Consider the following 25505-nt stretch of genomic DNA (forward strand, 5'->3'; position numbering starts at 1 on the left):
GGCGCAGATCTGCTGTGGGTATTAGGAGTCTGTCGGACTTAATGCTGTTCTACTGCGGAAAAGCCGGACTTGGTCATTTTTCCCGCTTTTCCTCGTCAAATAGCTGGCTATTCTCCTCGAAAAACCGAAAAAACTGCCTCAAACCGGGCTTTCCCTCGCTACGAACGATCAAGTCCGACAGGCTCCTAACAGAACATGAGTAATTCTATAGATCAAGGCGAATAGGTTGAGTTTGTTTCACTAAGGCGCTCTGTCGAGAATAGCCTCCATCGTATTGATCTTCTGGAGCGTTCTGACATGGCCTTGTCCCATTCCCTTGGTTTTCCGCGCATCGGTCGCGACCGTGAATTGAAAAAAGCCCTGGAGGCATACTGGAAAGGCGAGCCGGATGAAGCGGGCTTGCAGGCCATTGGCCGCCAGTTGCGCGCTGCCCACTGGCAGTTGCAGAAAGAGGCTGGGATCGAGCTGCTGCCCGTCGGTGATTTTGCCTGGTACGACCAGGTGCTGACCCACTCGCTGACCTTCGGCGTGATCCCCGAGCGCTTTCGCCCACCCAGTGGCCAGCCAACCCTCGATACCCTGTTCGGCATGGCCCGAGGGGTCAGTCAGAGTTCCTGTTGCGGTGGGGCCCACGCCCAAGAAATGACCAAGTGGTTCGACACCAACTACCACTACCTGGTCCCGGAATTCAGCGCCGAGCAAAAATTCCAGCTGAGTTGGGAGCAGCTATTCGACGAAGTGGCCGAGGCCCACAGCCTGGGCCATAAGGTCAAGCCGGTGCTGATCGGCCCGCTGACTTACCTGTGGTTGGGCAAGGTCAAGGGCGAGGCATTCGACAAACTGGAACTGCTCGAACGCCTGCTGCCGGTGTATGGCGAGATCCTCGGTCGCTTGGCAGCCCAGGGGGTGGAGTGGGTGCAGATCGACGAGCCGATCCTGGTGCTGGATTTGCCCCAGGACTGGAAGAATGCCTTCGAGCGCGCCTACAACCTGCTGCAACACGCACCGCTGAAAAAACTCCTGGCCACCTATTTTGGTGGCCTGCAGGACAACCTCGGGTTGGTGGTCAATTTGCCGGTGGATGGCCTGCACGTGGACCTGGTGCGGGCGCCGGAGCAACTGCCGCTGCTGCTCGATCGCCTGCCGAACTACAAAGTGCTTTCCCTCGGTTTGGTCAATGGTCGCAATGTCTGGCGTACCGATCTGGCCGCCGCGCTGGCCTTGGCCCAGGACGCCTATGGTCGTTTTGCCGAGCGCTTGTGGCTGGCACCGTCTTGCTCGCTTTTGCACAGCCCAGTGGACTTGGGCCGCGAAGAACAACTGGATGCCGAGCTGCGCAGCTGGCTGGCTTTTGCCGTGCAGAAGTGCGCCGAGGTCGCCGTGCTGACCCAGGCCATTAACCAGCCGGAGGCTGCAGGCGTGCAGGCTGCACTGGCCTACAGCACCAACGTGCAGGTCAGCCGTGCACAGTCGCCGCGTATCCATAAACCCGCCGTGCAGGCGCGTCTGGCGGCGATCACGGCGGCCGACAGCCAACGCCATTCACCCTTTGTGCAGCGCATTGAGCAGCAGCGGGCGCGCTTGCAACTGCCGGCGTTACCGACCACCACCATCGGCTCCTTTCCGCAGACGGCGGCCATCCGCTTGGCACGCCAGTCATTCAAGGCCGGCAAGCTGTCCCCGGCCGACTACACCGAGGCCATGCAAAGCGAGATTCGCCACGCGGTGCAGGTGCAGGAAAACCTTGGCCTGGATGTGCTGGTGCACGGCGAAGCCGAGCGTAACGACATGGTCGAATACTTCGCCGAACAGCTCGACGGCTATGCCTTCACCCGCTTTGGTTGGGTGCAGAGCTACGGGTCGCGTTGCGTCAAACCCGCGGTGATCTTTGGTGACCTGAGTCGGCCCAAGGCCATGACGGTGGAGTGGATCAGCTATGCACAGACCCTGACTAAAAAGGTCATGAAGGGCATGCTCACCGGCCCGGTGACCATGCTGATGTGGTCATTCCCGCGCGACGATATTTCCCGCGAGCAGCAGGCGCGCCAGTTGGCCTTGGCGATTCGTGACGAAGTGGTGGACCTGGAGGCCGCCGGCATCAAGGTTATTCAAATCGACGAAGCCGCCTTCCGCGAAGGCCTGCCGTTGCGCCGTGCACAATGGCAGGACTACCTGAGCTGGGCCACCGAGGCGTTCCGCCTGTGCGCCTCGGGCGTGCGCGACGAAACCCAGATCCACACGCACATGTGCTACAGCGAGTTCAACGACGTGATCGAGTCGATCGCCGCCATGGATGCCGACGTCATCACCATCGAAACGTCGCGCTCTGACATGGAGTTGCTTGAGGCATTCGAGGCCTTTGCCTACCCCAACGACATCGGTCCAGGGGTCTACGATATCCACTCGCCGCGGGTGCCGGACAGTCGCGAAATGGTCAACTTGTTGCGCAAGGCGGCCCAGCGCATCTCCGTCGAGCGGCTGTGGGTCAACCCCGATTGCGGCTTGAAAACCCGCGCCTGGCCAGAAACCGAAGCCGCACTGGTGAACATGGTGGCAGCGGCTCGGCAGCTGCGGAGTGAATTGGCCTGAGTCTGGGATTTGCCTGGAGGCGCCCGTTTGAATCCATTCCACCGCCTCGCGAAGCCGTTCCTACGGGAACGGTGGCGGGTGTTGCTGATGCTGATCTAGCCCACTGCGCAGCTCTCGCCAACCTATGGAGTTGCGCTGCGTGTGTGCGCGGCGATCGAGCTCTTGTAGGAGCGGCTTTAGCCGCGAACCCTCCACACACCGCACAGCTTCGCGGCTGAAGCCGCTCCTACGGGAGGGGGGGCTTAACCGGCTGAGCCAATCCACCAACGTCACGACCGTTCGGCTAAGTTCATCAAACTGTCACGGCTTTGTGGCAGCGCTGTCGCGCGGGCTTGGTCAGACTCCGCTCTTTGCTGAGTCTTAGCTGTGGATCTTGCCATGCGTGCCTTGCTTTTCTGTGCCGCCCTGTTGTGCGGCCTGCCGTGTTTTGCGGCCTCTTCTTGTGATGTGCGCGTGCCCACCGAAACCCAGGTGGTGGGTGACGTGCGCCTGGCTTACCAAAGCATCGGTCGCCCCACCGATCCGGCTTTGCTGCTGGTGATGGGTGTCGGTGGTCAACTGATCGACTGGCCTGATGCGGTGCTCACGCGTCTGTGTCAGCAAGGCCTGCGCGTGATCCGGTTTGATAACCGTGACGTCGGCCTGTCAGCCTGGCCTCAGGGCGCACCCGAGGCCAACCTGGCTCTCGGTGTGTTGCGCTACAAGCTGGGTTTGCCGGTGACGGCGCCCTATCACCTGCGTGACATGGCCGGCGATGCCTTGCAGTTGATGAGCAGCCTGCGGATCGAGCGCTTTCATCTGCTCGGTGCGAGCATGGGCGGCATGATCGCCCAGCACTTGGCGGACCTGGCGCCGCAGCGGGTGCTGAGCTTGACCCTGTTGATGAGCAGCTCCAGCGCCCAGGGTTTGCCGGCGCCCAAGCAGGCGTTGCTGGAGTTGCTGGCCCGGCGCGAGGCGCCCAGTCGGGCCCTGGCTCTGGAGCAACAGGCCGACCTGCTGGCGGCCCTTGGCAGCCCACGGGTGCAGGATGAGCGCGGCGAGTTGTTGCGCCTGGCCGCGCGCAGCTATGACCGGGCGTTTAATCCGGCCGGGGTGGAGCGGCAGTTGCTGGCGATTCTGGCCGAGCCGAGCCGGGTCGAATTGCTCCGTCGCCTGCAGGTGCCGACTCTGGTGATCCACGGCACCGCCGACCCCTTGCTGCCGGTGATGCACGGCGTGCACCTGGCGGCGCAGATCCGCGGTAGCCAGTTGGTACTGATCCCCGGCTTGGCCCATCGCTTTCAAACGGCCTTCAAGCAACCCCTGTTGGACGCGCTGATGCCGTACTTGCAGCGCGAACACCTGAGTGGCCAGCAACTGGCCAGTCTGCCGGTGAAGCCAGGGTCTCAGGTCGTGCGCTGAACGTGACCAATAGCAGTCAAGGCTTGGCTGAACGGTCAGAAAATTTCATAATGGCGACATCCTCAGTTGTCCTGCCGACCAGCTGCCAGGCGGCCCGTGTGGTCGGCGGCGGCTTGCTTTAAGGTGGCGGCCCTTGCGCGCGAGGGCCTTCACAAGAGGTCTGCCGCGCCTGCCGGGCAACTGCTGCGCCTGGCGTTTCCCCCATCATCCCCGTGGGAAACCTCTGCCGATTTCTCTGCTGTGGTGACCTCATGCAACGCTTGACCCGTTCCGACCTGTTGGCCCTTGGGTTTATGACCTTTGCTCTGTTTCTGGGTGCCGGCAATATCATCTTTCCACCCAGTGTCGGCCTAGCGGCTGGTGAGCAAGTGTGGCTGGCGGCGGCGGGCTTTCTGCTCACCGGTGTTGGCTTGCCGCTGCTGACAGTGGTTGCTCTGGCGCGGGTCGGGGGTGGTTTGCCACGCCTGACCGCGCCCCTGGGCGTCAAGGCCGGAGGGCTATTTGCGATTGTCGTGTACCTGGCTATCGGCCCGCTGTTCGCCACGCCGCGCACCGCTGTGGTGGCCTTCGAGATGGGCATGGCGCCCTTCAGTGGCAGCAGTGATCTAGCTCTAGGGTTGTATACCCTGGTGTATTTCGCCGCGGTGTTGTTCCTCTCGCTCAACCCCGGACAACTGGTGGATCGCATCGGCAAGTGGATCACCCCGGTGCTGCTGAGTGCCTTGCTGGTGCTCGGTGGCGCGGCGCTGCTGGTGCCCGCAGGGGCCATCGGCACGACGACCGTGGCCTACCAAAACGCACCGCTGGTGCAGGGCTTTTTGCAGGGCTACCTGACCATGGACACCCTTGGTGCACTGGTGTTCGGCATCGTGATTGCCACCGCCATTCGTGATCGCGGGGTTAGCAACGAAGCGCTGATCACTCGCTATGCAGTCAGCGCCGGGATGATTGCCGCCGTGGGCCTGTCGCTGGTCTATCTCGCACTGTTCTATCTTGGCGCCACCAGTCAGGGCATTGCCGGCGAGGCGCAGAACGGCGTGCAGATCCTTTCCAGCTATGTGCAGCACACCTTTGGCGCCGCCGGCAGCGTCTTGCTGGCGGTGGTCATCACCCTGGCTTGCCTGACCACGGCGGTGGGCCTGTTGACCGCCTGCGGCGAGTTCTTCAGCAAGCTGCTGCCGCTGTCCTATCGTACGGTGGTGATTGCCCTCGGCGTGTTCAGCCTGCTGGTGGCCAATCAAGGCCTGACCCAGTTGATCAGCGTATCCGTGCCGGTGCTGGTCGGCCTGTATCCGCTGGCCATCGTGCTGGTAGCCCTGAGCCTGGCCGACCGCCTGTGGTGCCAGCCACGCCGGGTGTTTGTGCCGGTGATGGCGGTTACCCTGGTGTTTGGTCTGTTCGATGGCCTCAATGCCGCCGGCCTGAAGAGCTTTGTGCCGGCCGCGTGCAGCCACCTGCCACTGGCTGCCGAGGGGCTTGGTTGGCTGTTGCCGGTGGCCCTCACTCTGCTGCTGGCTGCTGCTTTTGATCGTTTGCGTGGCACGCCGCAGTTGCAGGTCGAGTAGGGCGGCAGCAGTGGGTGGAATCAGACGGTCTCCTGAGGAGGCCGTTTTTTTTGCGTGTTTATCTGCTCGCTGTTGGGGCGCAAGTCTGCCTGCGATGCTCAAACGAGCTTTCAACGGCCGAATAAAAGGCTCTGTCCATATTATGCGTTTAAGGTGCGACTGAGCTTCTGTAGGAGCGGATTTATCCGCGATGCCGTTTGCCTTGAAAGCATCGCGGCTGAAGCCGCTCCTACGGCGCGACGCTAGCGCTGCAACAGTTAACGGGTACATAGCCGAAAAAAAGCCCCGCAGTTGCGGGGCCAAGGGGGACTTGTTCGGTTTGTCAGGCGGCGTCGGCGCCGAGTGCATTGCGGGTGTTTAGGTAGTGCTCAAGTTTGGCTTGCTGGCCTGGGGTCATAAACAGGCCGAGTTTGCTGCGCCGCCAGAGGATGTCGGCGCTGCTGTGTGCCCACTCTTCGCAGCACAGGTAATCCACTTCGCGGGTATACAGGCCAGCGCCCAGGTGTTCGCCCAGTTCGCTGAGGTTGCTCACCCCGTCGAGTAGCTTCCAGATGCGCGAGCCATAACTGCTGGCCCAGCGCTTGGCCAGGCTCAGGGGCAGCCAGCCAAACTGCTGGCACAGGCGCTCGCTGAGTTCATCGACGCTGCTCATCTGTTCGCCACCGGGCAGCGGTGCGCTGGCGGTCCAGCTGCTTTGCATCTGGCTGAAGTACGGCGCCAGCTGGCTGAGCGCCGATTCGGCCAGCTTGCGGTAGGTGGTCAGTTTGCCGCCGAACACCGACAGCAGTGGCGCCTCACCAGGGTGGCCGGACAGCGCCAGGGTGTAGTCGCGGGTGATGGCCGACGGCTTATCCGACTCGTCATCGCACAGCGGGCGCACGCCGGCGTAGGTGTGCAGGATGTCGCTGCGGGCGATCTGCTGCTTGAAGTGGGCATTGACCACTTCAAGCAGGTAGTCGATTTCCGGGTCGGTGATTTTTACCTGGGCCGGGTCGCCCTGGTATTCGCGGTCGGTGGTGCCGATCAGGGTGAAGCGTTCCAGATAAGGAATGGCGAAGACGATGCGGCCATCCTCGTTCTGCAGGATGTACGCCTGCTCGCCGTCGAACAGGCGCGGCACGACGAGATGGCTGCCCTGGATCAGGCGGATGCCGTAGGGCGACTGCTGCTTGAGGTCGTCCTGGATAAAGCGTGCCACCCATGGGCCGGCGGCATTCACTAGGGCGCGAGCGCGGATCGAGTAGCGGCTGCCGTCGTTACGCTCCAGATGCAGGTGCCAGAGGCCCTTGCTGCGCCGCGCGCTGACACAGCGGGTGCGGGTGTGCACATGGCCGCCATGCTCGCGCACAGTCATGGCGTTGAGCACCACCAGGCGTGCGTCGTCGACCCAGCAGTCGGAGTATTCGAAACCGCGGCTGATCTCGGCCTTCAGCGGGCTGCCGGCACCGAAGCGCAGGCTGCGCGAGCCGGGCAGTTTTTCCCGCTTGCCGAGGTGGTCGTAGAGGAACAGGCCAGCGCGGATCATCCACGCCGGGCGCAGGTGCGGGCGGTGCGGCAGGACAAAACGCAGCGGCTTGACGATGTGCGGTGCCTTGGCCAGCAGCACTTCACGCTCGGCCAGGGCTTCACGTACCAGGCGGAATTCATAGTGTTCGAGGTAGCGCAGGCCGCCGTGGATCAGTTTGCTGCTGGCCGAGGAGGTGTGCTGGGCCAGGTCGTCCTTTTCGCAAAGGAACACCGACAGGCCGCGGCCAGCGGCGTCGGCGGCGATCCCCGCGCCATTGATGCCGCCGCCGATGACGGCCAAGTCATAGACTTCGGCGAGAGGGTCGGAGCTTGCTGGGGTTGTGGTCATGGAGGCACCGCTAATCAGATTCGAACGCTGAATGTTCACTTTCGAAAATATGCTAGACGAAAGCGCGCAGTCTGACCACCCCGATCTGCGTTGGCGCGCCGGGTGGTCAGTTCAGCGTAGAAGTTTCAGTGCAGTTCGAGCTGGATCTTCTGCTCGTGCAGCAGGCGGCTGATGGCGGCGCTGGGGGCGTGGTCAGTGAACACCTTGTCGACCAGGCTGATGGGGCCCAGGCGCACCACGGCGTTGCGGCCGAACTTACTTGAGTCGGCGGCCAGGAACACCTGGCGGGCGTTGTCAATGATGGCCTGGGAGACTCGCACTTCCTGGTAATCGAAGTCGAGCAGGCTACCGTCTTCGTCGATGCCGCTGATGCCCACCAGGGCGTAGTCGACCTTGAACTGGCGGATGAAATCCACCGCTGCCTGACCGACCACACCGCCGTCGCTGCGCACCGTACCGCCGGCCAGCAGCACTTCGAAATCAGCCTTGGCGCTGAGCAGGGCGGCCACGTGCAGGTTGTTGGTGATGACCTTCAGGCCGCTGTGGTTGAGCAGGGCGCGGGCAATGGCCTCGGTGGTGGTGCCGATGTTGATGAACAGCGAGGCGTGGTCGGGGATCTGCGCGGCGATGGCCTCAGCGATGCGCTGCTTCTCGTCGCGCATCAGCCCGGCGCGCATGGCGTAGGCGGTGTTCTGGATGCTTGAGCCAACGCTGGCCGCGCCGCCGTGGGTGCGCCGCAGCAAACCCTGGTCGGACAGCTGGTTGATGTCGCGGCGGATGGTCTGCGGGGTCATGGCAAAGGCCTGGGCCAGCTCGTCGATGCTCACATAACCTTGTTCGCGGGCACGTTCGAGGATGCTTTGTTGGCGCGGGGCTAGGCTCATGGGATCTCCCTGGGAATGGCCGCCAGTATAACGGCCAACGGGCCGTGTGGATCAGCGTCCCGTTAGCCGTTGCGCCGGGCAGAGTGCCCGCGGACGAATTTTATGGCCTGCCATCCATGGTGGCCACCCTGCGGGCCGTCGCTGCACGACGTTAAAAACTGCCTCCGGCAGTTTTTTCCGCTAATGTACGCGCACTTTTTCACTATTTTCGTTATCGAACATGACACCAGCCATCGATCTGTTGAAAAAAGCCCGAGCGGTCCATCAGGTGCACAGCTACACGCACGACCCCAAGGCCGCGTCCTATGGCCTGGAAGCCGCGGAAAAACTGCAGTTGCCGCCTGAGCGGGTGTTCAAGACCCTGCTGGCCGCCAGCGAGAAGGGCGAGTTACTGGTGGCGGTGGTGCCGGTGGCCGGCAGTCTCGACCTCAAGGCCCTGGCTCACGCAGCTGGGGTTAAGAAGGCCGAGATGGCCGACCCTCAGGCGGCGCAGCGCAGCACGGGCTACTTGCTGGGCGGCATCAGCCCGTTGGGACAGAAAAAGCGTCTGCGCACCTTTATCGACAATTCGGCGCAGTCGCACGAGAGCATTTTTGTCAGTGCTGGCCGTCGCGGTCTGGAAGTGGAGCTGAGTGCCGCCACCCTGGCCGAACATACTCAGGCCCGGTTTGCCGATATCGGCCGCGAGTAGGTGTTAGCGAGTGTTGACTAGTGTGTTCAAAGGCTTCGCGGTCAAGACCGCTCCCACACAATTCGCCGGCGCAGATTGATTCGCGACTGAAGCCGCTCCTGCGCCAGTACGTTGATGCGGTAACAGGCAGCAGGAACAACACCTTTTATTGCTGAACCCAGAAGAACAACAGGACGGATTTTATGGCTCATTACCTTCTCGCCATCGACCAGGGCACTACCAGCAGCCGGGCCATCGTGTTCAGCGCCCAGGGCCTGCCGGTGGCCAGTGCGCAGCAGGAGTTCAAGCAGTATTTCCCCCAGGATGGCTGGGTCGAGCACGATGGCGAGGAGCTGTGGCTGAGCACCCTCAAGGTCTGCCGTGAGGCTTTGAGCAGCGGTGGTTTGCAGGCCGAGCAGGTGGCCGCCATCGGCATCACCAACCAGCGCGAAACCACCCTGGTGTGGGATGCGCAGACGGGTACGCCGATCCATCCGGCCATCGTCTGGCAAGACCGGCGCACCGCCGACTATTGTGCCGAGCTGAAAGCCGCCGGCCATGAGGCCGCGGTCGCGGCCAAGACCGGGCTGCTGATCGACCCGTACTTTTCCGCCACCAAACTGCGCTGGATTCTCCAGCAGGTGCCCGGCGCCCGTGAGCGCGCCGAGCGCGGCGAGCTGCGCTTTGGCACGGTCGACAGCTTCCTGCTCTGGCGCCTGACGGGTGGCCAGTCGCACAAGACCGATGCCACCAACGCCTCGCGCACCCTGCTGTTCAATATCCACAGCCAGCAGTGGGATGACGAGTTGCTGGCGTTGTTCGACATCCCCCGCAGCCTGCTGCCGGAGGTGCTCGATTGCGCCGCCGAGTTTGGCCACACCACGCCTGAGTTGCTGGGGGCCAGCATTCCGGTGCTGGGCATGGCCGGCGATCAGCAGGCCGCGCTGATCGGTCAGGCCTGTTTTAGCCCTGGCATGGTCAAGAGCACCTACGGCACCGGCTGCTTCATGATTCAGAATACCGGCGCCACGCCAGTAACCTCTCAGCACCGTTTGCTGACCACCGTCGGCTACCGGCTCAACGGCGAGGTCAGCTATGCGGTGGAGGGCAGCATCTTCGTTGCTGGCGCGGCTGTGCAGTGGCTGCGTGACGGCATCAAGCTGATCAGCCACGCCCGCGACAGCGAGGCCATGGCCGAGCAGACCGGCGATGCCTGCGGGGTGTATCTGGTGCCGGCTTTTACCGGCCTTGGGGCACCCTACTGGGACCCGAAGGCGCGCGGGGCGATCTTCGGTTTGACCCGTGATACCGGGATCAAGGAAATCGTCACCGCTGGCCTGCAGTCGGTGTGCTACCAGACTTGCGACCTGCTTGAAGCCATGCGCCAGGACGGCGCCGCGGCGCCCAGCGCCTTGCGGGTGGACGGTGGCATGGTGGAAAACAACTGGGTCATGCAATTTCTCGCCGACATCCTCGGCGTGCCGGTGGAGCGCCCCGAGGTGACTGAAACCACGGCCCTGGGCGTGGCCTATCTGGCTGGTCTGCAGGTTGGCTGGTATGCCAGCCTGGAAGAGGTGGCCAGCCACTGGCACCTGCAGCGGCGCTTCACCCCGCGCATGGCCGGTGAACACCGCAGCAAGCTGTATGCCGGCTGGCTGGATGCGGTCAAACGGGTTCGCAGCGAAGGCTGAGGCCGGGGGTTTCAAGAGCCTGCTAGCATCACCCCTTCATAGGCGCTGGTGAGGTCCTGCATTTGCCGCAGCAGGGTTTCGGTGGTGGTGGTGATCAGGGTCGGCACATAACGCGCGTCACCGGACAGGCGAAAGCCCGCGCGGGAGAAGCTCCATTGTGCCTCGGCTTTCTGCAGTGCCAGCTTGATGGCCTGGGTGTTCTGCTCGGCGCTTTGCAGTTCGCCCAGGGCCTTGTCGAATTCCTCGACGGCCTGCTGGAACTGCTGGTCCAGCCCGGCGACCGGCAGGTGCCAGCTCTGTGCCAGGTAGAGCTTGGCAATCCGCTGGCTGAGCATGCGCTGGCGGCCGCTGCGATTGACCAGCAGTGCCGACGTACTGCCGGTGTGTTGTTGAATCAATTGCACAACTTTCTCGCACTGCGCCAGTAACTGGTCGCTGACCAGCAGCACCTGCGGTGCAGTTTGGCGGCTGGGACTGGTGAGCAGCAATTGCCGGTAGGTGTGCCAGAGGTCGCCGGCGCGCGCCAGTTCCTGGCGAATGGCATCGTTGGGGGCATAGTCATTGAGGGCTTGGTAGTTGCTCTCGAACTTGGCCAGGCTCTGATCGAATTGCTCATTGGCGACCTCGGCGCGCACGCCGGAGCCGATCATCAGGTAAGTCTTGGCCAGGCGCTGGCTGAGCATGCGTTGCATGCCGGACAGGTTCATCGCTTCGGCATCACTGATGACAGCCCAACTGGGCTGACTGGTTAGGCTGAGCAGGGTAGTGAGAAACAGGTGGCGCAGGGATAGACGCATGGGGCATCTCCTTGGGCAAGCGGCGGGACGGCTACGCATCCCGGTGGAGTGCGCGCCGCCGGCAGAGCTGCCGGCGGCGCGGATGCGGTGCCCCTGGGCGCGGGCGCGCCGGGGCACGCTCGGTCAGTAGATGTACTGCAGTTGTAGCCAGAGCTTGTCGGTGTCGACGTTGGCCACGTTGCCGCGCAGCACTGCGGTGTCGGCATCGTAGCTAGCGTATTTCACCAGCGCTGTCAGGCCCGGAACGGCTGGAATGGGGTGACCGTAGGAAAGGTCGATCTCGTCGCCGTAGCGGGTGCTGTTCTGCTCGGCGTCGAAGTCGTGGTACCAGGCCTGTAACTGGCCACCCCATAGCGGTGCGGTGACACCGACGTAGGTATCCTCGATACCATCGGCCGGGGTGGTAAGGAACACGTCGGCCCAGCCCTGGAAAGCATGCTTGGTCGCCAGCGGGGTCTGGAAGGCGCGGTTGCCGACGCCGTCGTCACCGCCGAGCACCTCGTAGCCGCCCTTGAACACGATGCCCTGCCAGGTGTAGCCCAGTTCGGCCAGGTAGTAGTCGCTGTCCAGTTCCTGCGGGTTATCGGCGTAGTCTTCCTGTTGCGCGTATTCACCGACGATGCTCAAGGCGCCGATGGCGCCAGTGGCACGTACGCCGTTGGTGCGGCTGGAGAGGCTGCCCACCGGGGCGGCAGCGGTTACTGCGATGTTGTCCAGGCCGAGTTGGTAGCTGTAGCCGGTCAGGGTCAGTTGCGGTGCGCCACGGCGATCACGCAGGAGAATGTACTGGGCATTGAACAGGTGGCTGTGGCCTTCGATGTTGGCCGGGTTGGTCTTGTTGTCGTAGCGGCCGTTGTCTGGACCGAAGATGGTGTTGATGTTGTCGAGGTAGCTGTAGGTCAGGGTCATGCCGGTGATCGGTTTGATCTGGCCGAGTACGCCGTCATAGGTCTGTTCGTTTTGGCGCCAGGCCACGCCACCGACGAAGCGCTGGTTGTCGAGGTTGATGCGCTGACGGCCGGCAACGGCGTTGCCGTATTTGTAGTCATAGCGCAGCAGGGCCTGGTTGAACTCGGTGCCATCCGGGTCGGCGACCACGGAGAAGTCCTTCTGACCGTCGCGGGTGTTGTTGTAAGAGGCATCACCGATACGGCTGACATTGTCGACCTCAACCAGGCCGGACAGGCCGTACCACTTGCCGCTCTGCACGCCGATGCGGGTGCGCAGGGTCTGGGCGTTGGCATTGTTGAGGGTGTTGTCCTGGTCGACGTTCTCGTAGCGGTAGCGGGCATCGACGCTGACCTTGCCGTAGTCGACCAGGTTGGCGAGGTCCTCGGCGGCCATGGTAATGCTGCTAAAGGCGCCGCAAACGGCCAGAGAAAGAACAGAAAGAGTGTGGATACGCATGTCGGTATTCCTTGTGCCAAAACGCAAAAAAAAACGCCACGAGCCGCTGCATCCGTTAGATGCGAGGCTTCGTGACGTCGTTGTCGGGTTGGCAGACACGCCTTTGTGCTGACCGGGATGGGTCTTAGCAGGGAGCGTGCCATTTTTCCTAGTATGTTGATTTTCAATGAAATTGTTACAGTTTTGCGTGGTTTTCATGACGCGGGCTGCACTGCCGTGGCGCCCGTATGCGCAGGGCGGACCCAGGGCAGTGCAGTTGACGAACTGTGATTGTGGAAAAAGCTTCCGCTGTAACGGGCGGCCGTGCACCGCGGCGGCCACACTGCAGGCATCAATGGCGAGGAGGAAGGCTCATGCAACTGGATTTTCATCAGGTCGATGCGTTTAGCAAACACGCGTTTCGCGGTAATCCGGCGATGGTCTATCGCCTGGACGCTTGGCTGGGCGACGAGCTGATGCAGCAGATCGCCGCGGAACACAACCTGGCCGAGACGGCTTTTATGGTCAAAGAGGGCAGCCACTGGCATATCCGCTGGTTCACGCCGGCGGCCGAGGTGCCCTTGTGCGGCCATGCCACGCTGGCGGCGGCCCAGGTGTTATTCGAGGTGTACGGCGAGCCGGGTGAGGGGATCGCCTTTAGCTGCAAGTCCGGAGCCCTCAGTGTCAGCCGTGAAGAGGGGCTGCTGGTGCTGGATTTCCCGGCGCTGATGCCGCAAGCGGTGGCGGTAAGTCTCGAGCTGGAGCAGGCCCTGGGCGTAAGTGTGGTTACCGCCCTGGCGGCCGACAAGTTGCTGGTGGTGCTGGATAACGAACGCAGCGTGCGCGCTTGCCGTCCGGACTTTGCCGCGCTGGCGCGTTTGCCCTGGCAGGGTGTGATCATCACGGCGCGCGGTGACAACCATGATTTTGTCTCGCGTTTTTTTGCCCCGGCCATCGGCATCAATGAAGACCCCGTCACGGGCTCGGCCCATTGCAGCCTGATCCCTTATTGGGCGCAACGCTTGAACAAGTCGATGCTGTCCGCCTACCAGTGCTCAAGCCGTGGCGGCGAGCTGCGCTGTCGGTTGGAGGGTGACCGGGTGAAAATCGGCGGCCATGCCCGTTTGGTGGCCAGCGGTCGCCTGTGGCTGGGTGCTGCCTAAGCTACGTCGGCGGCCGTCAGTGGGCGGGGAAGACCACCAGGTGGTCGGCGGCAATGCTGATGCCGACATGGCTGCCGGGTTCGAGGTCGGCATGGCTGGGGAAGATCGATTCCAGCAGGCTGCCGGTCGCCAGTTGCAGGCGGTACAGCGTGGCGGCGCCAAGGAAGGTCTTGCCGACGATGCGTGCCTGTAGCTCGCTGCCAGGGGCGTAAACGATGTCGTCCGGCCGCAGCAGTACATCCACGGCGCTGCCGGTTGGCCACTGATACGCGCGGTTACCGCGGATCACGCCGAGCTCGGTCTGCACCGTGTCGGGTGACAGCAACTGGCCGCGAATGAAATACCCCTGGCCGATAAAGCTGGCAACAAAGGGCGTCAGCGGCTCGTGGTAGAGGTTGTAGGGCGTGTCCCACTGCTGCAGGCGACCTTCATTGAATACGCCGACGTGATCGCTGACGGCAAAGGCTTCCTGCTGGTCGTGGGTGACCAGGATGGCACTGATGCCGCGGGCCTTGAGGATCTCGCGAACCTCCTGGCTGAGCTTGCGTCGCAGCTCGCCATCAAGGTTGGAAAACGGCTCGTCCAGTAGCAATAAGCGCGGGTCCGGCGCCAGAGCACGGGCCAGGGCCACGCGCTGCTGCTGGCCGCCGGACAGCTCGTGGGGGTAGCGCTGGCCGAGGCTTTCCAGCTTGACCAGCTCCAGCAGCTCACGGGTGATCTGCTCCCGTTGTGGGTGCTGGCGGATGGCAAAGGCCACGTTCTGCGCCACAGTCAGGTGCGGGAACAGGGCGTAATCCTGAAACACCATGCCGACCCGGCGCTTCTCAGGCGCCAGGGTGAAGCCGGCGCGGGAGATGACCTCGCCGGCCAAGCTGATCTCGCCTTGCTGCACCGACTCGAAGCCGGCAATCGCGCGCAGGGTGGTGGTCTTGCCGCAGCCGGAAGGGCCGAGCAGGCAACCGATATCACCGGCATTGAGGTGCAGGTTGAGGTCGCGGACTACCGCTTGGCCGCGGTAGCCGCAACCCAGATTGCGCAGGCTGAGCAGCAGGGGTTGGCTCATGCGTGGTGGTAAGCCGGCTCGACGAGCATTTCCAGCAGCGCCTTCTGCGCGTGCAGACGGTTCTCGGCCTGATCCCAGGCTACTGAACGTGGGTCGTCGAGCAGGTCGAGGCTGATTTCCTCGCCGCGGTGGGCCGGCAGGCAGTGCATAAACAGCACGTCGCTGGCGGCCAGGTCGAGCAGTTCGCGGGTCACCTGATAGGGCGCGAACAGCTTGAGGCGCTTAGCGGTTTCTTCTTCCTGGCCCATGGATGTCCACACGTCGGTGCTCACCAGGTGGGCGCCGGCCACGGCTTCGCGCGGGTCGCGGACAATCTGCACGCGCTCACCGGCCATCGCCAGGAAGCGCGCATCGGGCTCGTAGCCTTCAGGGCAAGCCACGCGCAGTTGGAAGTCGAACTGCAGCGCGGCTTCGATGTAGCTGTTGCACATGTTGTTGCCGTCGCCGATCCAGGCCACGGTCTTGCCCTGAATGGCGCCACGGTGTTCGAGGAAGGTTTGCATGTCGGCCAGCAACTGGCATGGGTGCAGGTCATCGGACAGGCCGTTGATCACCGGTACGCGCGAGTGGGCGGCAAACTCAGTCAGGGTGCTGTGGGCGAAGGTGCGGATCATCACCGCGTCAAGCATGCGCGACATAACAATCGCGCAGTCGCCAATCGGTTCGCCACGGCCCAGCTGGGTGTCGCGCGGCGAGAGAAAGATTGCCTGGCCGCCCAGTTGAATCATGCCGGCTTCGAAAGACAGACGGGTGCGGGTCGAGGCTTTTTCGAAAATCATGCCGAGCACGCGGTTTTTCAGCGGTTCGAACAGGCCGCCGCGGTTGCGCAGGGCTTTCAGTTCGATACCTCGGCGGATCAGGCTGCTCAACTCTGCGGGCGTACAGTCCAACAGCGAGAGAAAGTGCCTTGCGCTCATCATTAACTACCTTAGTTACAACAACACGCTGGACCTTGAAGCAGGTTTTTCAGGGAAAAGCCTAGGTAACCAGCGGCGTGGGCCGCTCAGTGCGACGAATAGGGGAGGCGCGATCTTATAAGGAAGTTACGCATAGGCGCAAATTGCCAAGGGGCGAGGGCGCCTGTGCTTGACGCTGATGATGCCTGATTCATGGCACTAAGGCTGCTGGCGCCGGTGCCCGGCAGTCGCCATAGTGGTGCGACCTGACCGGTCGACTAGCAGGCTGTTTAAAAACTACCTGCGTTGGCAATACGGCGTTAAAAACAGGCTCGGAAGCCGATTGCGGCTAGCGCGCTTCAGCGCGACCCGAAGGGCGAGTGCAGCGAGTTATGCTCATTTACCGCTCGTAAACTCCGCTTCCTCGCCTGTTTTTGCCTTGTCTTGCCTGCCTCGCCTACGTTTTTCAACGGCCTGTTAAAACAATAATCCCGAGGTTCGTCATGAGCACAACCCTGCATCACCGCGCCTGCCACCTGTGCGAGGCCATCTGTGGCCTGACCATCCAGACCGAGGCCGACGCTGCTGGCCAGGTGCAGATCGTGTCGATCAAGGGCGACGCTGAAGACAGCTTCAGCCGTGGCCATATCTGCCCCAAGGCTGTGGCCCTGCAGGATATTCAGAGTGACCCCGACCGCCTGCGTCAGCCCATGCGTCGGATCGGCAGCGAGTGGCAGGCCATAGGCTGGGACGAAGCGTTCAATCTGGTGGCCGAGCGCCTGGCCGATGTTCAGGCGCGCCACGGGCAGAACGCGGTGGCGGTGTACCAGGGCAACCCCAGCGTGCACAACTATGGGCTAATGACCCATAGCAACTACTTCCTTGGCTTGCTAAAAACCCGTAACCGTTTTTCCGCCACCTCGGTAGACCAACTGCCGCACCACCTGACCAGCCACCTGATGTACGGTCACGGCTTGCTGATCCCGATCCCCGATATCGATCACACCGACTTCATGCTGATTCTCGGTGGCAATCCACTGGCTTCCAACGGCAGCATCATGACCGTGCCGGACGTGGAAAAACGCCTCAAGGCCATCCAGAAGCGCGGCGGCAAGTTGGTGGTGGTCGATCCGCGGCGTAGCGAAACGGCGGCGATTGCCGATCAGCACGTGTTTGTTCGCCCTGGCGAAGACGCTGCGCTGCTCTGTGGGTTGCTCAATACCCTCTTTGATGAGGACCTGACCCGCGCCAGCCATTTGCCGATCAGTGATCTGGACGCGGTGCGCAGTGCTATCGCCGGCTTTACCGCCGAGGCCATGAGCACCCGCTGTGGCGTGCCAGCGGCGACCATTCGCCAACTGGCGCGGGATTTCGCCAGCGCCGATAAGGCGGTGTGCTACGGCCGTATGGGGGTTTCCACCCAGGCGTTCGGTACCTTGTGCCAGTGGTTGGTGCAGCTGATCAATCTGGTCAGCGGCAACCTTGATCGGGTTGGTGGCGTGCTCTGCACCGAGCCTGCGGTCGATATCGTCGCCGCCACCTCCGGCGGCCATTTCAACCGCTGGCAAAGCCGTGTCTCCGGTCTGCCGGAATACAGCGGCGAGCTGCCTGTGGCGGCCCTGGCGGAAGAAATGCTTACCCCAGGCGAGGGGCAGATTCGCGCCCTGGTCACCGTGGCCGGCAACCCGGTGCTGTCGACACCCAATGGCCGGCAGTTGGAGCAGGGGTTGGGTGGTCTGGAGTTTATGCTCAGCCTGGATTTCTACATCAACGAGACCAGTCGCTTCGCTGACCTGATCCTGCCGCCCACCGGGCCGCTGGAGCACGATCACTACGACACCACCTTCAACGCCTTCGCGGTGCGCAACGTCACCCGCTTCAACGAGGCGGTGTTGGCCAAGCCCGAGGGCACGTTGCATGACTGGGAAATTTTTGTCGGTCTGGCCAAGGCCTTTGCCGCGCACACCGGCGCTGAGCTGAAGCCAACCATGGCCCCGGAACAGATGATCGACATGGGCCTGCGTTTTGGCCCCTATGGCGACAAATCTGCGCACAAGCTGTCCCTGGCCGGCCTGCGTGAGCAGCCCCACGGGCTGGACCTGGGGCCGCTCAAGGCCAACTTGGCGGTACGCCTGAAGACCGCCAGCAAAACCATCGAAGCGGCCCCGGCCTTGTTGTTGGCCGACTTGCAGCGTTTGGCCGATGCGCCTGCGGGCAACCCCGAGCAGCTGTTGCTGATCGGCCGCCGCCATGTGCGCAGCAATAATTCCTGGATGCACAACTACCACCGCCTGGTGAAGGGCAAGCCGCGCCATCAACTGCTGATGCACCCGGACGACCTGGCCGCCCGTGGCCTGGCCGATGGTCAACGGGTGTGCGTGCGCTCGCGCGTCGGCACTATTGAGGTGGAGGTGGCGAGCAGCAGCGATATGATGCCCGGCGTCGTCAGCCTGCCCCACGGTTGGGGCCACGGTCGCCAGGGTGTGCAGCTGGCCATTGCCCGCGCCCAGCCTGGCGCCAGTGCCAACGACCTGACCGATGAACGCCTGCTGGACGGGCTGTCCGGCAACGCCGCGCTCAATGGTGTGCCGGTTGAAGTTCTTTCTGCCTAATTGTTTCTGGAGTAGTGGTTGCCAATGCGTGTTTTTCATCTGTCAAAAGCTTTCACCCTGTCGGCGCTCTTGTTACCGGCTATGTTGCCCGGCGGATTGACCGCCGCCGAGGCACCGTCTGGTGCGTTGGCCGTCGATGCGCAGAGCTTTCGCTGCATCCGCGAGATGACCCCGGTCCGGCATTTTTTCGTCGATAACGTTCTCGGTAATTTGCCCGCCACCCTGGCGGCGGCGAATGCGCCGGGCGGCGCGGTGTACCCGCCGGGTTCGGTGATCCAGTTGGTGCCCACCGAGGCGATGGTCAAGCGCGAGGCCGGCTTCAGCCCAGCCACGGGTGATTGGGAGTTCTTTGAACTGGCGGTTGATGGCAAGCAAACCGCGATCCGTGCCCGTGGTTTTGCCGAGGTTAACAACCGTTTTGGCGGCAACTGCTTTGCCTGCCATGCGCCGGCGCGTCAGCCCTGGGACTTCGTCTGCGAAGACAGCCATGGCTGCGAGGCCATCCCCGTGAGCCGGCAAATGACCGGCGCCCTGCAGCGCTCCGACCCCCGTTGTGGCGAGCCAGAACTGCAAAGTGGTGACCGCTGGGCGTTGTTCAAGTTGCAGGCGCTGGTGTGGATAGGCACGACCAAGGCCGCCCTTGGACAGATTTTTTAAGGGTTTTTTGCCCGCCCAATGACCGAGAAATATGCTCGGGTTTGGGTTAGAATCGCCGCCATCGTGCCCGGTGAGAGTCCGGGAAAGCTCAAGCGAGGTGCTCCATGGATATCATCGAAACGATCAAAGATCAGATCAGCAAGAACACCGTTCTGCTGTACATGAAGGGTTCGCCGAACGCGCCGCAGTGCGGTTTCTCGGCCAAGGCGGCGCAGGTAGTGATGGGCTGCGGCGAGAAGTTTGCCTTCGTCGACATCCTGCAAAACCCGGAAATCCGCGCCAACCTGCCGAAGTACGCCAACTGGCCGACCTTCCCGCAGCTGTGGGTAGCCGGTGAGCTGGTTGGCGGCAGCGACATCATGGTTGAGCTGTATGAAAGCGGCGAGCTGCAAACCATGATCAAGGACGCGACCAGCAAGGCCAACGCCTGAGTCGTCGTACCTGTAATAAAAAACCCGCCAAGTGCGGGTTTTTTATTGCGCCGGTGAGGCCTTATTCGTCCATCTGCGATTGCAGGTAGTTCTGTAGGCCGACCTTGTCGATCAGGCCCAGCTGGGTTTCCAGCCAGTCGATATGCTCTTCTTCGGAACAGAGGATTTCGCGCAGCAAATCCCGCGAGGCGTAGTCGGCGATGCTCTCGCAATAGGCGATGGCTTCTTTCAGATCAGCGTGGGCCTTGTGCTCGATCTTCAGGTCGCAGGCGAGCATTTCTGCGGTGTTTTCGCCGATATGCAGTTTGCCCAGGTCCTGCACATTGGGCAGGCCTTCGAGAAACAGGATGCGCTTGATCAGTTTGTCGGCGTGCTTCATCTCGTCGATCGACTCGTGATATTCGTGCTCGCCGAGCTTCTTCAGACCCCAGTCTTCATACATCCGTGCATGCAAAAAGTACTGGTTGATCGCGACCAGTTCATTGCCGAGGATCTTGTTCAGGTGCTGGATGACTTTCTTGTCGCCTTTCATGAGCCGCCTCGTCCGCATGGGGTGTTGAGAGATCATCAAGTCTGGCTTCAAGGCACCTGAGTGTCAAACTCAAGCCATTGATGCAAAAGGATATTGTTTGCCTCTCTGGACGCATTGAGATTGCATGCCAGTGCCAAGCTGTTGATTTGCAGGCACAAAAAAACCGGACAAGGTCCGGTTTCGTTTGGCTACGGGGTTGCCTACTTGTCAGGCCGGGCTAAACAGCTGCGCTGCCTGGCTGGCTTGCGCGCCTTGCAGGTCACTCAGGGTTTCGCGCACCACCTGCTTGGCCAGGCACGCGCACTTGCCGCACTGGCTGCCGACGCCGAGGCTTTCGCGCACATCGCGGTAGCTGCAGCACCCTTCGTAAATGGCGTCGCGGATGTGGCCGTCGGTGACACCTTGGCAGAGGCAGACATACATGGGCTTGGCTTCGCTGCAGGTTGTGGAAAGCAGGATTGGATCGTAATAGTAATGATAATGATTGTCAAATAGTGTGATTTTCGTTTCTCTGCACTCTCGAAAAATAGTGATTAATTACAAATGGTTAGATGATTTTTGCCAGTGCTTAAAAGCAATGGGCGAGGGCGAAAAGCGCGGTGTATGATTGTTCGTCTTGTGGTGCAGGCGCGTGCTGTTGGCGTGTCTGAACAGGGCCACATGCCCCCATTTTTCAAGGAGATATGAAATGAGCGTACTCGTCGGTAAACAAGCCCCGGATTTCACCGTTGCGGCCGTGCTGGGCAATGGCGAAATCGTTGAAGACTTCAACCTGGCGTCGGCGATCAAGGGCAAATACGGCCTGGTGTTCTTCTATCCGCTGGACTTCACCTTTGTCTGTCCGTCCGAGCTGATCGCGCTGGATCACCGCATTCCTGACTTCCAAGCGCGCAACGTGGAAGTGATCGGCGTGTCGATCGACTCGCATTTCACTCACAACGCCTGGCGCAACACCCCGATCAATGCTGGTGGCATCGGCCAGGTCAAATACACCCTGGCGGCCGACATCACCCACGAAATCTGCAAGGCTTACGACGTTGAAGCGGCAGGCGGCGTGGCTTACCGCGGCGCGTTCCTGATCGACCTGAATGGTGTAGTGCGGGCGCAGATCGTCAACGACCTGCCGCTGGGTCGCAGCATGGACGAACTGCTGCGTCTGGTGGATGCTCTGCAGTTTACTGAAGAGCACGGTGAAGTCTGCCCGGCCAACTGGAAGAAGGGCGACAAAGGCATGACTGCTTCGCCGGAAGGTGTTGCGGCTTACCTGAGCGAGAACGCTGGCAGCCTGTAAACCTGATGTGCGAAAGGCCTGGCAGACCGCCAGGGCCTGAGCACGGCAGAACAAACGCCAACGCCCCAGTGATGGGGCGTTGGCGTTTTTGTTTTTAGGTGCGGTGTTTTGTGCAATTGGCAGCGGCAGAAACGACAATCCCCGCACGTGGCGGGGATTGTCTTGGCGGTCCATGCAGACCGCGGGCACTGCTAACGGCTTACTTGATTTCGACGGCCAGGCTGTCGTGAATCTTCTTCTGCCAAATGGCCGGGCCGGTGATGTGCACCGACTCGCCCTTGGTGTCGACGGCCACGGTTACTGGCATGTCCTTCACGTCGAACTCGTAGATGGCTTCCATACCCAGTTCGGCAAAGGCCACCACGCGCGACTTTTTGATTGCTTGGGCAACCAAGTAAGCAGCGCCGCCGACAGCCATCAAGTACACGGCTTTGTTGTCCTTGATTGCGTCGATGGCAATCGGGCCGCGCTCTGACTTGCCGATCATGCCGAGCAGGCCGGTGCTTTCCAGGATCTGCCGGGTGAACTTGTCCATCCGCGTAGCGGTGGTCGGGCCGGCTGGGCCAACCACTTCGTCACGCACCGGATCGACCGGGCCAACGTAGTAGATAAAGCGGCCCTTGAGGTCGAACGGCAGGGTTTCGCCCTTGTTCAGCATGTCGACCATGCGTTTGTGCGCTGCGTCGCGGCCGGTGAGCATCTTGCCGTTGAGCAGTACGGTCTCGCCCGGCTTCCAGCTCTGCACGTCTTCCGGGGTGAGGGTGTCGAGGTTGACGCGGCGCGCGCTCGGGCCGGCTTCCCAGACGATTTCTGGGTAGGCGTCCAGATCCGGTGCTTCCAGCTCGGCCGGGCCTGAGCCATCCAGCACGAAGTGAGCGTGGCGGGTAGCGGCGCAGTTGGGGATCATGCACACCGGCAGGCTGGCGGCGTGGGTCGGGTAATCCATGATCTTGACGTCGAGCACGGTGGTCAGACCGCCTAGGCCCTGGGCGCCGATGCCCAGTTGGTTGACCTTGTCGAACAGCTCCAGGCGCATCTCTTCCAGCTTGTTCTGCGGGCCGCGCGCTTTCAGCTCATGGATGTCGATGGAGTCCATCAACACTTCCTTGGCCATTACCGCGGCTTTCTCGGCGGTGCCGCCGATGCCGATGCCGAGCATGCCTGGCGGGCACCAGCCAGCGCCCATTTCCGGCACGGTTTTCAGTACCCAGTCGACGATCGAGTCGGACGGGTTGAGCATCGCCATCTTGGATTTATTCTCGGAGCCGCCGCCTTTGGCTGCGACATCCACTTCCAGCTTGTCACCGGGCACTACGGAGTAGTGGATGACAGCCGGGGTGTTGTCCTTGGTGTTTTTGCGTGCGCCCGCTGGGTCGGCGAGGATCGAGGCGCGCAGAACGTTTTCCGGCAGGTTATAGGCGCGGCGTACGCCTTCGTTGATCATGTCGTCGACGCTCATGGTCGCGCCATCCCAGCGCACGTCCATGCCGACGCGGACGAACACGGTGACGATGCCGGTGTCTTGGCAGATCGGCCGGTGGCCAGTGGCGCACATGCGCGAGTTGATCAGAATCTGCGCCATGGAGTCGCGCGCGGCGGGCGACTCTTCACGCAGGTAGGCCTCGTGCATGGCCTGGATAAAGTCCACGGGGTGGTAGTAGGAGATGAACTGCAGGGCGTCGGCGACGCTCTGAATCAGGTCGTCCTGTTTGATCACGGTCATGGGGCGCGCTCCTTTATTTGGGCAGGAACTTGGAGGGGCGCAGGGCCACGACCCGGCGCGCGTTACAGCAAAAATGGCCGCGCAGTATAACGCGCAGCAGAGGGCTGGCACAGCGTGCAAAACTAGACTGATCAGTCTCTGCGGTTGCTGCTGCCGATGCTGGGTTTTCTCCAAGCGTCGGGGTACAGTGCTGGCTAATTGCCCCCACGGGACGGATCCCCATGCGTGCCAGCCATCAAGCAGTGAACAGGCGTTCGCTACAGCATTTGCTGTTGCGCCGCTTTGCCATGGCTGTGGCCACTTACGGCATTGCCATGACGCTGTTCTGGCTGGCCGTGAGTTTCGATCTCTTGCCAGCGCCGCAGAATGTGGCGCTGGTTAGTAGCGTGCTGGTGGTGGTCAGTCAGTTGCTGTTCTTTGTCATGCTGCGCAGCGGCTACAACTTGCGCTTCCGGGATCCGAGCATGACCGAGGCACAGGTATTGGTCGGCTGTAGTTGGCTGACCTATCTGCTGGCTCTGCTCGACAGCGGCCGCGGCACCCTGTTGATGTTCTATGTGTTGATTCTGTTATTCGGCGTGTTCCAGTTACCGCCACGAATCTTTGCCCGCTGTGCGGCCTTCGCTTTTTGCAGCTTTCTTGGTCTCAACCTGTGGGAAGCCTCGCAGCAGAAATTGCATGATCCGGCCTTGGTCTTGTTGCAGGTGGCGGCGCTGTTCTTTGTGCTTGTCTGGCTGTACCTGTTCGCCAGCTATGTGCAGGCCTTGAGCCAGCGCATGCGCAAACGCCGTTTTGCCCTGCAGGCGCACCAGGACACCTTGCGCGGGATGATGCGCCAGCTAGAAAGCCTGGCCGCCACCGATGAGCTGACCGGGCTGTTCAATCGCCGCCACTTTTTAGCCCTGGCGGCCAACGAGTTGGCCATGCTGGCGCCAGGACAGGTGCACGGCCTGGCCTTGATCGACCTCGACCATTTCAAGCAGGTCAACGATAGCTACGGCCATGCCGTCGGTGACCGGGTGCTGCAGACCTTTGCCGCGGTGGCGCGGGCGTGCCTGCGTGATGGCGATATCCTCGCCCGCTATGGTGGCGAGGAGTTCGTGCTGTTGCTGCCAGACACCACCATTGACCAGTTCAGTGCCTGTTGTGAACGTCTGCGCGAGGCGTTTGCGGCGGCGGAGCCTGTGGGCGTGCACGTCAAGGGCATCAGCCTGTCGGCAGGCATGACGTTGTTGCACTACAACGATGAGCTGGACGATGCCTTGCATCGCGCCGATCAGGCGTTGTACCGGGCCAAGCGCGACGGCCGTAATCGCTGCGCCGCTGCCTGGCAGGCCAGCGATGCCTGAGCTCAAGGTCGGCGATAAAAACATCCAGGTACCACAGGCCGGAAACCTGCTCGACGCATTGCTCGGTGCCGGCATTGCCGTGCCCAACAGCTGTCGCGCTGGCAGCTGTCACGCCTGCCTGGTGCGTTGTCTGCACGGTGAGCCGGTAGATGCTCAGCCCGATGCCTTGAGTGCTGCGCAGCGTCAACAAGGCTGGCGCCTGGCCTGTCAGTGCCGGGTGGCCGACGATTTAAGTGTGGAAGTCTTCGACCCCCTGCGTGACGGTCGCGCGGCGAGCATTGTCGGTTGCGACTGGCTGACGAATGACGTGCTGCGTTTGCGCCTGCAACCAGAGCGCCGCTTGCCCTATCAGGCCGGTCAGCATCTGGTGCTCTGGGCCGATGCGGGCATTGCCCGGCCATACTCCCTGGCCAGCCTGCCGGATGCCGACGACTGGCTGGAGCTGCACATCGATTGTGCCAAGCCCGGCGCTTTCAGCACGGCAGCACGCCGTTTCCAGCTCGGTCAGAGCCTGCGCCTGGGCGAGTTGCGCGGCGGCGCCCTGCATTACGACCCGGACTGGCAGGCACGGCCGCTCTGCTTGCTGGCGGCTGGCACGGGGCTGGCGCCACTCTGGGGCATCTTGCGCGAGGCCTTGCGCCAGGCTCACAGCGGACCGATTCAGCTGCTGCACCTGGCCCGCGAGGGCGACGGGCATTACTTGGCCACGCCGCTGCACGCATTGGCGGCACAGCATCCTCAGTTGCACATCCGCCTGGTGACGGCGGCCGAGTTGCCGGCTGCTTTGGCCGAACTGCGCCTTGTTTCCCGGCAAACCCAGGCCTTACTCTGCGGCGGCCCCGCCAGCGTCGAGACATTTGCGCGCCGGCTCTATCTGTTAGGTCTGCCGCGCAATCAAGTGTTGGCCGACGTGTTTTTGCCGCGCGCCTGACTTGCAGGCGCCTGCGCCG

21 protein-coding genes are annotated in these 25505 nt (G+C 62.3%); 12 read left to right on the forward strand and 9 right to left on the reverse strand.

All coding sequences use genetic code 11. From position 1 onward, the window contains the following. The first annotated feature begins 297 nt into the window (after positions 1–297). The 3 genes from metE to brnQ all read left to right on the forward strand — a co-directional run bounded on the left by metE (position 298) and on the right by brnQ (position 5555). Complete coding sequence (gene metE / locus AC56DI_RS09715) at positions 298–2589, forward strand: 5-methyltetrahydropteroyltriglutamate--homocysteine S-methyltransferase (protein WP_496345967.1); 2292 nt, start codon at positions 298–300, stop codon at positions 2587–2589. A gap of 378 nt (positions 2590–2967) precedes the next feature. Continuing rightward, a complete protein-coding gene (locus tag AC56DI_RS09720) occupies positions 2968–3990 on the forward strand; it encodes an alpha/beta fold hydrolase (protein WP_496345968.1) in 1023 nt (340 codons plus the stop codon). A gap of 251 nt (positions 3991–4241) precedes the next feature. Continuing rightward, positions 4242–5555: a branched-chain amino acid transport system II carrier protein gene (brnQ, locus tag AC56DI_RS09725; RefSeq protein WP_496345969.1), complete on the forward strand. Its 1314-nt coding sequence runs from the start codon at positions 4242–4244 to the stop codon at positions 5553–5555. 322 nt (positions 5556–5877) lie between these two features. On the opposite strand, the gene glpD is transcribed toward brnQ, so the two are convergent. Further along, entirely contained in the window at positions 5878–7410 is a 1533-nt protein-coding gene (gene glpD / locus AC56DI_RS09730; RefSeq protein ID WP_496345970.1) for a glycerol-3-phosphate dehydrogenase, read from the reverse strand. Positions 7411–7535: 125 nt separating this feature from the next. Further along, complete coding sequence (locus AC56DI_RS09735) at positions 7536–8294, reverse strand: DeoR/GlpR family DNA-binding transcription regulator (protein WP_496345971.1); 759 nt, start codon at positions 8292–8294, stop codon at positions 7536–7538. A 220-nt stretch (positions 8295–8514) separates the two neighbouring features. Between AC56DI_RS09735 and ybaK the strand changes: the two genes are divergently transcribed. Continuing rightward, positions 8515–8985: a Cys-tRNA(Pro) deacylase gene (gene ybaK, locus AC56DI_RS09740; RefSeq protein ID WP_496345972.1), complete on the forward strand. Its 471-nt coding sequence runs from the start codon at positions 8515–8517 to the stop codon at positions 8983–8985. Between the two features lie 182 nt (positions 8986–9167). Further along, a complete protein-coding gene (glpK, locus tag AC56DI_RS09745; RefSeq protein WP_496345973.1) occupies positions 9168–10655 on the forward strand; it encodes a glycerol kinase GlpK in 1488 nt (495 codons plus the stop codon). Positions 10656–10666: 11 nt separating this feature from the next. Here the strand turns inward: glpK and AC56DI_RS09750 are convergent, their stop codons facing one another. Next, entirely contained in the window at positions 10667–11452 is a 786-nt protein-coding gene (locus AC56DI_RS09750; RefSeq protein WP_496345974.1) for a type IV pili methyl-accepting chemotaxis transducer N-terminal domain-containing protein, read from the reverse strand. A gap of 123 nt (positions 11453–11575) precedes the next feature. Beyond that, entirely contained in the window at positions 11576–12859 is a 1284-nt protein-coding gene (locus tag AC56DI_RS09755) for an alginate export family protein (RefSeq protein ID WP_496345975.1), read from the reverse strand. A 353-nt stretch (positions 12860–13212) separates the two neighbouring features. On the opposite strand from AC56DI_RS09755, the gene AC56DI_RS09760 reads away from it, so the two are divergent. Further along, positions 13213–14001: a PhzF family phenazine biosynthesis protein gene (locus AC56DI_RS09760; RefSeq protein ID WP_496345976.1), complete on the forward strand. Its 789-nt coding sequence runs from the start codon at positions 13213–13215 to the stop codon at positions 13999–14001. 16 nt (positions 14002–14017) lie between these two features. Here AC56DI_RS09760 and AC56DI_RS09765 read toward each other — a convergent pair whose 3' ends face one another. Both AC56DI_RS09765 and argF read right to left on the reverse strand, forming a co-directional pair. After that, complete coding sequence (locus AC56DI_RS09765; RefSeq protein WP_496345977.1) at positions 14018–15064, reverse strand: ABC transporter ATP-binding protein; 1047 nt, start codon at positions 15062–15064, stop codon at positions 14018–14020. Further along, positions 15061–15981, reverse strand: coding sequence for an ornithine carbamoyltransferase (gene argF / locus AC56DI_RS09770; protein WP_496345978.1), 921 nt, complete (start codon positions 15979–15981; stop codon positions 15061–15063). Before argF ends, AC56DI_RS09765 begins: the two co-directional genes overlap by 4 nt. 482 nt (positions 15982–16463) lie before the next feature. On the opposite strand from argF, the gene AC56DI_RS09775 reads away from it, so the two are divergent. The 3 genes from AC56DI_RS09775 (at position 16464) to grxD (ending at position 19660) form a co-directional block, all read left to right on the forward strand. Continuing rightward, a complete protein-coding gene (locus AC56DI_RS09775; protein WP_496345979.1) occupies positions 16464–18572 on the forward strand; it encodes a molybdopterin oxidoreductase family protein in 2109 nt (702 codons plus the stop codon). 24 nt (positions 18573–18596) lie between these two features. Then, positions 18597–19229: a hypothetical protein gene (locus AC56DI_RS09780; protein ID WP_496345980.1), complete on the forward strand. Its 633-nt coding sequence runs from the start codon at positions 18597–18599 to the stop codon at positions 19227–19229. Between the two features lie 104 nt (positions 19230–19333). Continuing rightward, a complete protein-coding gene (grxD, locus tag AC56DI_RS09785; protein WP_324518318.1) occupies positions 19334–19660 on the forward strand; it encodes a Grx4 family monothiol glutaredoxin in 327 nt (108 codons plus the stop codon). A gap of 61 nt (positions 19661–19721) precedes the next feature. Here grxD and bfr read toward each other — a convergent pair whose 3' ends face one another. Both bfr and AC56DI_RS09795 read right to left on the reverse strand, forming a co-directional pair. Then, entirely contained in the window at positions 19722–20192 is a 471-nt protein-coding gene (bfr, locus tag AC56DI_RS09790; RefSeq protein WP_496345981.1) for a bacterioferritin, read from the reverse strand. Between the two features lie 207 nt (positions 20193–20399). Continuing rightward, positions 20400–20615 (reverse strand): bacterioferritin-associated ferredoxin, encoded by a 216-nt coding sequence (locus AC56DI_RS09795; RefSeq protein WP_422588502.1) that lies wholly within the window; start codon positions 20613–20615, stop codon positions 20400–20402. Positions 20616–20880: 265 nt separating this feature from the next. On the opposite strand from AC56DI_RS09795, the gene AC56DI_RS09800 reads away from it, so the two are divergent. After that, entirely contained in the window at positions 20881–21483 is a 603-nt protein-coding gene (locus AC56DI_RS09800; RefSeq protein WP_496345982.1) for a peroxiredoxin, read from the forward strand. A gap of 199 nt (positions 21484–21682) precedes the next feature. Here the strand turns inward: AC56DI_RS09800 and AC56DI_RS09805 are convergent, their stop codons facing one another. Further along, positions 21683–23206: a fumarate hydratase gene (locus tag AC56DI_RS09805; protein WP_496345983.1), complete on the reverse strand. Its 1524-nt coding sequence runs from the start codon at positions 23204–23206 to the stop codon at positions 21683–21685. Between the two features lie 221 nt (positions 23207–23427). Between AC56DI_RS09805 and AC56DI_RS09810 the strand changes: the two genes are divergently transcribed. Both AC56DI_RS09810 and AC56DI_RS09815 read left to right on the forward strand, forming a co-directional pair. Further along, positions 23428–24555, forward strand: a complete 1128-nt coding sequence (locus AC56DI_RS09810; protein WP_496345984.1) for a GGDEF domain-containing protein — start codon at positions 23428–23430, stop codon at positions 24553–24555. Next, positions 24548–25486, forward strand: coding sequence for an iron-sulfur-binding ferredoxin reductase (locus AC56DI_RS09815; protein ID WP_496345985.1), 939 nt, complete (start codon positions 24548–24550; stop codon positions 25484–25486). Before AC56DI_RS09810 ends, AC56DI_RS09815 begins: the two co-directional genes overlap by 8 nt. Positions 25487–25505 lie beyond the last annotated feature (19 nt).

This window comes from Pseudomonas sp. BGA-UO-ETr-WB11, from assembly GCF_059567785.1.